This is a genomic window from Enterococcus plantarum, assembly GCF_001730295.1.
GTDB lineage: Bacteria > Bacillota > Bacilli > Lactobacillales > Enterococcaceae > Enterococcus_L > Enterococcus_L plantarum.
Genome location: NZ_MIKA01000024.1, coordinates 1 through 10,169 on the forward strand (window position 1 = coordinate 1; position 10,169 = coordinate 10,169).

The window sequence follows — 10,169 nt, forward strand, 5'->3', positions numbered from 1 at the left end:
ATCGTTTGTTATCCATATAGACTTTTCCTCCTATTCCTATAATAATCAATAACAATATTCCTAAAATAGAATAAAACGTCCTTGTTTTGATTTTTTTCACCTTAGAGAGAGCTCGTTCCTTCTCTTTTTTATCATTTTTCATCTAAAACACCTCAAAATTATTTTATTAAGTAAACTATAACATACTTATCATTTGGTTGACGGATCAAATAGGGGATTAATTTTTCTCGCTGTTACGTATGATTGGCTTATTGTTATCCCACCAATCACGCTTCACTTCTCCAACTTGACTGTCTATTTTCTCTGGAATTGTAGTGCCTTGATACAACGCAGTTAGGTTATTCACTTCAGAATGATAAAATTGTACAAAAAAAAGGATGGAACATCTCCATCCTAAAACATTCTATATCCTCACTCTAAAAACTCTTCATCTCACCAAACGGCAAAAGCTGCATCGTCACTTTCCCAATCACATTCTCTTTTGCAATCAAACCATAATGCCGACTATCGGTCGCATACGGTCGATTATCTCCTAAAACTAAGTAGTATCCCTCAGGAATCGCAACAGCAGAGGTCAACGTTCGATTCGTGAAATCTTCTGTATAATTTTTACCGTTGCGTTGGTTTTCATTAATTTCATCCGTAATAAATTTTTCGTCTACTGGCTGGTCATTCACGAAAAGTGTATCGTTCGTGTACGCAATTTTTTCTTCTGGCAGACCAATGATTCGTCTAATTTGCGTGTTCCCATTGCCACTTTTAAAGGCAACTAAATCAAAACGTTTGAGGTTCGTTTTTTTTTGAACAAGTACTTGATCTTTTTCGCGTAACGTCGGAATCATGCTAAAACCACGGACCGTCGCGATGGTCAGGAAAAAGGAAGTGATGAAAAGCATTAACACGACACCCAAACTTATGGCCATGATCAGTTCTTTGAGATAGTTTCTAACACGTTGTTTTTTTCGTTTAGACTTTTTATTAAGGTTTGGTCTTTTTTTCTTTTTCGTGTTTTTTACAGGTACATTTTGGGAAGGACGTTTTTTTCGTTTGGTTGTTGGCTTTGGTTTTTTCTCCATAAGAAATCACTCACTCAGATTACTTTTCTTCTTTAAAGGCGGATTCATTCACTTTGTAATAATCAAATGTTTGTTTTTCATAGTCTTGTGCTTTCTTGATGTCTGCTAAAAAACTGTCCACTAACTCTTGGTTTCCGAAAAAGTTTTTTGTTTGTGTACTTGCATTCATTCCTAATTGTTTGATCGAATTATAATAACGATTCAAGGTGATTTGTCCTTCTTCGGAATTGATGTCACTTGCTTTTTTTGTTCCGTAGCTTGCCATAGAGGTCGCTAAGTAACGAATATTTTTTTGCAATTTTTCTTCGTCGTCGCTTTTATCCCGTGCCACAATCAGTTGGTCTTCAAAGTCTCGCAGTAGGTAATAGCCTTTCACAACAGAATCTGAATCTCCTGTTGTGAGATTCATCGACTGGTAATAAGAAAGATACGAGATGCCACCAGCTAAAACAACTGTCACAAATGACATTACCCAAAATAAGCGTATGCTCTTTTTTTTCTGGTTTATCAACTGTCGTTTTTTTCGTGCGATTTTTCTATTTTTCTTTTTATTTTTAAATTTCTTATTTGGAAGTTTTTTTAGCAGTCTACGTTTATGAAAAAACTGTACTAAAAAATAGCCTGACCCTAGGAGCGCAACAATTGACAGTGCTATCCCTATGATGAAAATCCAATCTAAAACAGACATACACTACAGCTCCTATACTTTCCTAATCCTTTTTCTTACTGCTTTTTCCATTAGATGACCCTTGTTGTTTCTTCTTTTTACGTTCTTTTTTTAAGGCTAATTCTTTTTCTTGTTTTTTCTTATTACGTATGCGAATAATGACGAAAATTAGGATAATTAAGGCTAAAATACCAACAACGATTAGGGCGATCAATTTCCAGTCCAGCCCTTTTTCTTGCACTAAACCTACATCTCGCTCGTTGAATTTGTTCGCATCTTTATCTGAAATGTTGAAGTCTTTGGTCCATTTCCATTTTTTATCGCCAGAGGTCACGAGAATGTTTGCTATATAATCTCCTGCAACCATCCGCTCACCATTCATACTGACAGGAAAGTCAATAAAGGAATTTGGTGCCATTCTCATTGCGGTTTGTTTGCGTTCATATAAAACAGTCTCTTTCCCTTTCTCTGTAATTTGAACTTCAACAGTCATATTATCTAAATACGCTGCCATCACATTAGAGTAATTTACAAAAATAGCATTGCGATAATTGCTTTGGCCCGCTTTCACACTGTTCAATTTTAGATCTGGTGCAATAGCTTTTTCTGATTCTTGTAGCACAACACCAATCACATAGGCATATTGGTTAATGATTTTTGAGCCGCCTTCATTAGAAGTGGTGCCATTTTGATCTGCTCTCATCAACTGGATACCACCAGCAATCACTCCATCATAACTTGTTTCTGGCATTTGAATGGTCAAATCAAGATTCTTGGTTTCTCCTGGTGCTAGCTCAACTGATTCTGGTCCAGTGACAATATCGGTAAAATCAAATTGTACGGATGGATCGTTTTTTATTGTTGATTCACCGTATTCAATCACACCGTTTTGGTTCGTCTTTGCCCCATTCAATTTAACATCAATCGTCACTTTTTCAGTACCAGGATTGCTTAATGTAATAGAAATCTGTTGATTTTTACCTGGGTCCATTTTTAATTTAAAGTAGCCTAAATCTTTTTTTACTTGATTATCTGGAAACGTAATACTGTACGTAAACCCTGTAACACCTGCTGGATTTTTATCAGCGGAATAACTAGGAACTGCTTTTAAAAAAAAGAGTCCAATAACCACGATGCTCAAAAAGATACTCACCCATTGCTTTATAGATCCTATATGTGATTTCATAACTAACCTCGTTTATTCTAAAGTATTTTTTCTATGTACGCAGAGGAACAAGTTACACTTGTTCCTCTACAAAAATCGAAGAGCCTGCTTATGCTTCTGGCGTTTCTTCTGGTGTTTCTTCTGCAGTAGGTGCAGCAGTAATTTTCCAAGTTACAGTAGCAGTGTAATCCGCTACAGCCATGTTTGAAGCAGTTGCTGCAGGAATTGTTAATTTTACAGATTCTGCATCTGTTCCTGGTGTTCCGTTTTGTGATGTTGAACTTTGACCAAATTCTAAGACGTGACGGCCTTTTCCTTCTTTTTTATCTTTATCAGCTACAACGACTGTTTTTGCATCGTTCGCCGCTTCTGTTAATTGGAAACCAGTTTGAACGTTTGAAGGGACAGCATTTGTGTTATCTCCTTGCGCTGCAGCAAGTCCGTTGCTGAAGTCAATTGTTGAACCAGATAATACGTTTGTTCCTGATGTGAATTGTTTTGTTAATTGTGCTGTGATTGTATATCCGAAAACGCCTCCGGCACGAACGTCAGCCCATTGTACATAAGCACCACGTTTTGTTGTTCCACCGTTAAATGTCATTGGTTTGGCATAGCTTGTTACAGTGTTGGCAGATGTTTTAACAGAACCAAAATCCAAATCAGTCGTTTTTTCAATAACTAATGACCCTTGTTCTGTGTTTGTGTTTTCATCTGGAGATTCTGGATCTGGCGTTGGTAAAACTTCACCTGGATTTTCTGGATCGACTGTTTCAGATTCGCCACCACCGGCAGTTCCTTCTGTCACTTTTACTGTACCTTCTGACGTTAATTCAGTTGGTGCTGCGAATGCAGGTGTTGCCGCTCCTAGAACTGTTACTCCTAAAATTGCTACTAATGTTGATGCACAAAGACTTCTTGCTTTCATATTGATGTTCCTCCTAATTGTTTGTGTGTTATTTATTAAGGCAACTTGGCTAAAATCCAAGTTATCTCCGTTTGGTATTCTACCGGATGAATTTTTGTTGTTTCCGGTATGCTTAGTGTAATCGCTGAATTGCTATACACTGGTTTACTATAATGACTGTCTATCACTGGTTTTCTCGCTTGATCTACTACGGGTGTCAGTGTTGCAGGTTGCTTGCTAGAATTGGTATCTGATGCGCCAAATTCAATAGTCCAAACACCTTTACCGCTGCCTGCTCTGGCAGTTGCGACTTCATAGGCTGAACCAATCGAATTTAAAGCAATCGTTTCTCGCATCACGGTAGGCGCTTCACTCGTACCGCTGGAATTTGCCCAGCCTTTATCTAGTGAAAGAACCGCACCTTTTAAATCCTGCTCATTCGTTTCTTGAATAATAGGATTCGTAAACTGATAGTTTTGTTTGACTTGTAGGGTCCAACCGGACGAATCTGCTTGTTGATCGGTAATTTGAATGTAGCTCCCTCTAGGACCAGTTTCACCAAAGAACTGTTGCGCAAGAGCGTGATAATCACGTCCATTTTTAGAAATCTTGCTTTCACCAAAATCAAGAGCAGAAACGTAATCAATACGAAGTGACCCTTCAGTTGAAGGGCTCTCCCCCGGATCAACAACATTCTCTGGATTTTCAGGGTCAACAGGATTGGTTACCACGCTTCCTTTGATGCTGACTGAACCTGATTGATCAAGCGTTTCAGGGGAAGCTTGGGCAATGATGCCTGTTTCACTGGCTAGAAATAAACTGGCGATTGCTAACGACCAGATGCCAATTTGTGTTAACTTCATTTTTGCTCCCCCTTTCTACGTTTTCGTAAAAAGAGAAGCAATAGCAATAGGAATAGAATACCTATGCCGAAAATGCCGTAGTTTTTTAGTAGCTCCCCCATACTAGGAAGTGTTTTTCCAGCTGGTTTCACTGTTGTACTCGGAGTTGTCGTTGTGGATGAACTTGGTTCAGTACTGGTAGAGGAATCAGACGGTTCTGTCGATTCTTCGTAAAATGAAATCTTACCGCCTCGATTGACTTGCCCACCTGTTCCTTCATTCGCACTTGAACTGTTTGAGTAACTAAACATGCCGATCAATACAACCAGAGAGCAGACGATTAATGTTATTGTTTTATGTTTCATTTTCCACTCTCCTTTATGGTTGTCCAGCCATGACTTTCCACGTAATTACGCCAATATAATCTCCTGTATAAACGGTATCAGATGAATTAATTTGTAATTTTATCCCGTCAGTATTTGCTGCTTTCCCCCAACTGTCACTGATATCAAAACTACCTGCTGTGCCTTTACTATTGGTGTAAACGACCTGCGCATTATTATTTAAAATTGTTTCCTTACCGCTCGTAACATAACGCAGAGCATTGACTAATTCTTGACCGCTATTGTTTTTCATCGGTGTTGTCAATGTAGCCGTTAAGTTCCAACCGTTTTTGGCATCTGCCCGAGTATCTGTGACCACTAATTGCTGATCAAATTCTGGGTCTTCTACTCGTTTCGTTGTTGCATTATACGCTAGTGAGCCAAAGTCTAACGCACTTGGTACTGAGGTCAAACTCAATACGCCTTGCACTTTGTATTGAACGGTTAGTGCAGTATTATTTATTTTCACCGCTGTTTCATTAGCTGGTCGTTCGGCAATATCATACCCGGCTTTCGTTACATTCGTAAGTTGTGTGGTGACACTCTCTTCTTTTGTTAAGTCAATCGTGTCCCCGACTTGCGTATTTAATTTAACGGTATAGCCAGATAATACTTGATTTGCTTCATTCAAGAATTCAACCGATAATACGGCATCAACATCAACTACTGTCACTTGAATCGTCGTTGTAATGTCTGTGGGCAATCCTGAATCAGCTGCTTTTACTGTTAATGTCACAGGATATGCTTTTGGTTGAAGTTCGCTCACATTATTTAAGCCACCAAAGTCTGTTACTGTTACAAATTGAGTCAGGTCTGTTTTGGTTCCATTTGCTAGTTTATAGGCTTCTGGCTTGCTCTGTTGCAGGATATAATTCTTTAATTCTGTTTCTGATAGATTTCGAATATCTACATAAGATGCCTCAAAATCAGAGCCTGAAACACCTGAAGCCTGGTCATAGACAACTAATGTTGACTCAACAACTTTGGTATTCGGCGCTGGATTTCCATCAGCATCAACTGCCTTATCAGATACATTGATCTGTACCGTGTGTGTTCCTGGCGTATTTGCTGCTGTTTCTGCCGTAGTAGGATCCGTATAGGCATAATCAAAACCAGTATTGACTGGACTTGTATCACTAACATCTTTCACCATGTCTTTTGGTGCAGGTAACGTATCCCCTTTTGTCATGTAATAGGTCACCGGTGAAGCTGTAGGTGGTGTTTTATCCAAGACTGTTTGTGTCACTTCTTCGGCTTTTAGATTCGCAAATCCGTAGGCGTGAATGACACTTCCAGCGGTAAAATAATGCCCGGCTGGTACGGTTACGGACCAATTCCCTGCCGCATCTGATTTCGTTGTAAAATTCGCACGGTATTCAGCTGGTGTAGACATATCTTCTACGGGCGATTTTATGTTGTCGGTTGATGGATCAAAAGCTGCCGTGATCGAGTTATTGACTGGTACATCCCAAATACGGATATAGGCATTTGGAATCGCATAGCCAGATACCGTTGTCGAACTGTTACTGCCACGATTATCGGTTGCAATGCTATGAATCGCAATATTTGGATCTGGTACTCGAGTAAAGAGAACCCGTTGTTGTCCTCTCGTTGTAAAATTCGCGTTAAATCTAGTTAACGTTTCATTTGTCATCGCATTAGATGCTGTGATCGTAGGATTAAAGCTACTTCCATAGGCTAATCGCATATTACTCATCGGAATGTACTCATACGTATAATCACTATCGCCATCAGCTCCGCCAGCCACATTATTCAGTGACCATTGGAAGACATTTTGAACCGACATATCTAAGTTTCCTTGAGACCAAATCAACCCATTATTGGTAGATGTACCGCTAGTTAATGCGCTATTTTTTTGAAGATTCACGCGTTTAGCATCTGAGAATTTAAAAGTTGATGACGCTCCACCCATTCGCAATAAATATTGCGTGATCGATGTGCTATCGCTTTGAATATCAAACGAAGCATTCGGTTGAACGATAAAGGTTGAGTTATTTGCAACATAGAATAAATCCGTTGTGCTGGCCCCCATGTTTACCCCTTTAACATTTAAGTTCCCTGAAACGTTGATCGACCCGCCATTCATATAGATTGGGTTATAGTTTATATTGTTGTTACCCGTTCCAGTATAGGCATCTGTTTGAATATTTACCGTCGCATCTTTCCCAATGTTTAACTCAGATGAAGCTGATCCTAGGTAGACCGCACCACCAAATGTCGCATGATGATTTAAGATATCAACGGTGGAACCTTCGCCTACAGATAATGACCCGCCTGAAATGTTCAAGTTGGTATTGTAGTATTCGGCTGCGGTTGTTTGATTGCCACGTTCCAGTTTAAGCTTGACATTTTTACCGATTGCAAAGCTGCCTGATGGCATATACAATACATTCGAACCTAAAGAAGAAATGTAAACATCAGCATTATCTTCTACAACAGCTGTAGAAATCGCTAAGCTTCCTTGTTGATAGTTATTTACATTCCATGTACGGATTGTTGTGCCGTCTTTTTTTACTGAAGTCCACGTACGTTGTTGCTCCAAATGAACTTTATTTTTTAGTGTTAACGTGGTTTGTTGTGATTCTAAAAACTGTGTTCCATACCCACTGTAATTATCCATGGTCATTTTTCCGCCATTGGCACCATTGTTAAAAATCATCGCACCCCAGTAGTTACCATGATAAACCGTCATATTACTAAATTGGATATCCCATGCTTTTGAACCGTAATTATTATAGGCTTGGAACGAAAAACAAAGCGAACCAAAATCTAATGTGTAATTGTTCCCGTTGACTTTAACCGTCCGTGCATTTCCTTGTAATTGGAAATACATATGGGACTCACCACCTGAAGCAATTCCAATCGATGTCGCTGTGGTCACATTTTGAGAGTAACGTAAATACGGACTATAAATAAAATAACTAGACGAATAGGTTGGGGCATTTGTATAGATATCATTTAACAGTTCCACATTCGTTACCCATGGGTCATTTAGACCAATCGTGTACCCTAAAAAGTCTGTCACATTTCTCGTATTGGTAGCCGAAGCAGTATCATAAGAAATATTCGCATTGCTTCGATTTGTTCCCGTTAATCCATTCGTGGCACTTTCAGTCGCCGTATACGATGAAATATAGAATGGTCCAGAATAGTTTGAGGAACTCATGTTAATGTTTTGGAATTTTAAATCCCAATAGCCAAAAATGGTTCCAGAACTTCCTGATACATAGCTTGATTGGTCCAGAAAACCGATCGCTAGGTTACCAAAATTAAAGTTATGTCCATTTCCATCAATTGTCAGGGAGCGTGCAGTCGCATTTTTATTGATATACAAATAGACGTTCTGCGCACTGGCTAGATCAACTGAACTAACACTAAATAGATCCTTATAGTTGTTCAACGTCCCAGACAGTGTAATATCATTTTGTAATGAAATGGTATTCACTGTGTTATCGGCGATTGCTTCAACAAAACTTTGCCAATCAGTCACTTCTGCTGTACCAGCAGCTCTAGTGCTTAATGCCCTCGGTTGAATGAGATCTTGGCTACTGTCTGTAGCCTTTTTTGATTCTTTTACCGAAAGTTTTAGCTCTTGTTGTGTAAAGCTACCTGCTTCATCAGACAATTGCAGTGAATAATCGCCACTTTTGTCTGCTAATAATGCTAATTCCAGGGAAGATTGATCACTTTTTACTGTAATCGTTAACGTCCGTGTTTCTTCATTCCAATTAAAAACAGGGAATTCTGCTTTTGGGTCTTCCTTCAAAAGCATGGCTCTTTCTTCTGCTTCGTCAAAATGTATCCCTTTAGGTAGATGAACTTGCCATTCTTTTTTCTGTTCACCGGAATTAGTTGACGAATTACTTTCATCAGACTGCTTCAGTTCATTTTCTGCTCTTGTATCGGAAATCTTTAAATGAAAGAATTCATTTGTATAGATTTCATCTTCAACAGCCGTCAGCGAAATCGGTGATTTGGCAAATATTTTAGTTGAAGAAGAATACATTTGTGAAAACATAGCTAAAATAAGGATCGAAAGAATGGCTATGCTCATTCCAACTAATTGAAATTTTCTTTTTTTCATCATTTCATTCATTTTCCCTCCTGCCCCTTAGTTTAAAAGAATGTTCTTAGTTTCTTCACCTCCTTCAAGCGTTAGTCATACTACTGTTGTTTACTTGTTGATCTAACGCCAATTTGTACCCAATCGTTCGAACCGTTTTGATAAATTTCGGAGTCGTAGGATCTTCTTCAATTTTTCCTCTTAAATGGAAAATGATGTTACTTACTCGATACTCTTTTTTCTCCGCACTTTCGTTTGCCCAAATATGTTGGTATATTTCTTCATAGGTTAATGCTTTATCGTGCCTATTAAAAAGTAGTTCTAATACTTTAAATTCTAATTTGGTTAAGCTAATTTCGACTTTTCCTTCCCTTAAAACACTTAGGTTTTCAGGGAGTAGTTCTAGTGGTGGTACAGGCGATGATACAGGCTGCACATTGGTAGGGAATTCCTTTTTCTCAATTCGATTTAAGATATTTGAAAATTGCAAAGCAAATTCTTCTTCATGAGTAGAGACACCATCTGCACCCAGTTGTAAATATATTTTCTTTTTTGTTTTTGCTTCTTCATTGTTATCAATTAATAATACCCAGATTAATTTATTTAATCTCATTCTTAATTCCAAGATATTTTTGCAAATACAAGATAGATCTGTTACAACTGATTCTTCAATAATAACGGCGTCTACATTTCCTAGCTCTGAACTTACATCTCCTACTTTTAAAAATGTGATCTCATGACCTAAGCTCGCAAAATCTTTGGTATAATCCAATACAGGTTGAGACGGATCTCGAAAAATACCGATAGTGTACATCACAGGTACCTCCTACTAAATTTATGTCATAACTAAAAGCTTTTCGTAGTGTACAGTCGAAAGTAAGCTACTATTAAAGTCGTTTTGAGTAGATATTTGTACTTATCACGCTACTAGTAAAAATGAAATAATGATTGTCTTGAAAGAATTAAGTTCAAGATATTCTTTTAATTTAGCCTATTATCGTGCATTTCTTAAAATAATTTGACGGTTTCGTTGACGGCTAAAAAAATG

The 10,169-nt window shown here is 38.3% G+C and carries 8 protein-coding genes; all 8 read right to left on the reverse strand.

The annotated features are described in order from the left end of the window. Nucleotides 1-416: 416 nt before the first annotated feature. The 8 genes from lepB to BCR22_RS09555 all read right to left on the reverse strand — a co-directional run bounded on the left by lepB (nucleotide 417) and on the right by BCR22_RS09555 (nucleotide 9,935). Nucleotides 417-1,076: a signal peptidase I gene (lepB, locus tag BCR22_RS09520; RefSeq protein ID WP_069654704.1), complete on the reverse strand. Its 660-nt coding sequence runs from the start codon at nucleotides 1,074-1,076 to the stop codon at nucleotides 417-419. A 19-nt stretch (nucleotides 1,077-1,095) separates the two neighbouring features. Further along, nucleotides 1,096-1,764: a hypothetical protein gene (locus tag BCR22_RS09525; RefSeq protein ID WP_069654705.1), complete on the reverse strand. Its 669-nt coding sequence runs from the start codon at nucleotides 1,762-1,764 to the stop codon at nucleotides 1,096-1,098. Nucleotides 1,765-1,786: 22 nt separating this feature from the next. Next, the gene (locus BCR22_RS09530; protein ID WP_069654706.1) at nucleotides 1,787-2,929 is read right to left on the reverse strand and encodes a WxLIP family cell surface protein; all 1,143 of its coding nucleotides are present in this window, start codon (nucleotides 2,927-2,929) and stop codon (nucleotides 1,787-1,789) included. Nucleotides 2,930-3,017: 88 nt separating this feature from the next. Beyond that, nucleotides 3,018-3,833 (reverse strand): WxL domain-containing protein, encoded by an 816-nt coding sequence (locus BCR22_RS09535; protein ID WP_069654707.1) that lies wholly within the window; start codon nucleotides 3,831-3,833, stop codon nucleotides 3,018-3,020. 35 nt (nucleotides 3,834-3,868) lie between these two features. Beyond that, entirely contained in the window at nucleotides 3,869-4,675 is an 807-nt protein-coding gene (locus BCR22_RS09540; protein ID WP_069654708.1) for a WxL domain-containing protein, read from the reverse strand. Next, nucleotides 4,672-5,019 (reverse strand): hypothetical protein, encoded by a 348-nt coding sequence (locus BCR22_RS09545; RefSeq protein ID WP_069654709.1) that lies wholly within the window; start codon nucleotides 5,017-5,019, stop codon nucleotides 4,672-4,674. The genes BCR22_RS09540 and BCR22_RS09545 overlap by 4 nt, the downstream gene beginning before the upstream one ends. Before the next feature lie 13 nt (nucleotides 5,020-5,032). Then, the gene (locus tag BCR22_RS09550; protein ID WP_069654710.1) at nucleotides 5,033-9,154 is read right to left on the reverse strand and encodes a pectate lyase-like adhesive domain-containing protein; all 4,122 of its coding nucleotides are present in this window, start codon (nucleotides 9,152-9,154) and stop codon (nucleotides 5,033-5,035) included. Nucleotides 9,155-9,206: 52 nt separating this feature from the next. Continuing rightward, on the reverse strand, nucleotides 9,207-9,935 hold the full coding sequence (locus BCR22_RS09555; RefSeq protein ID WP_069654711.1) for a winged helix-turn-helix domain-containing protein: 729 nt from the start codon (nucleotides 9,933-9,935) through the stop codon (nucleotides 9,207-9,209). Nucleotides 9,936-10,169: the final 234 nt, after the last annotated feature.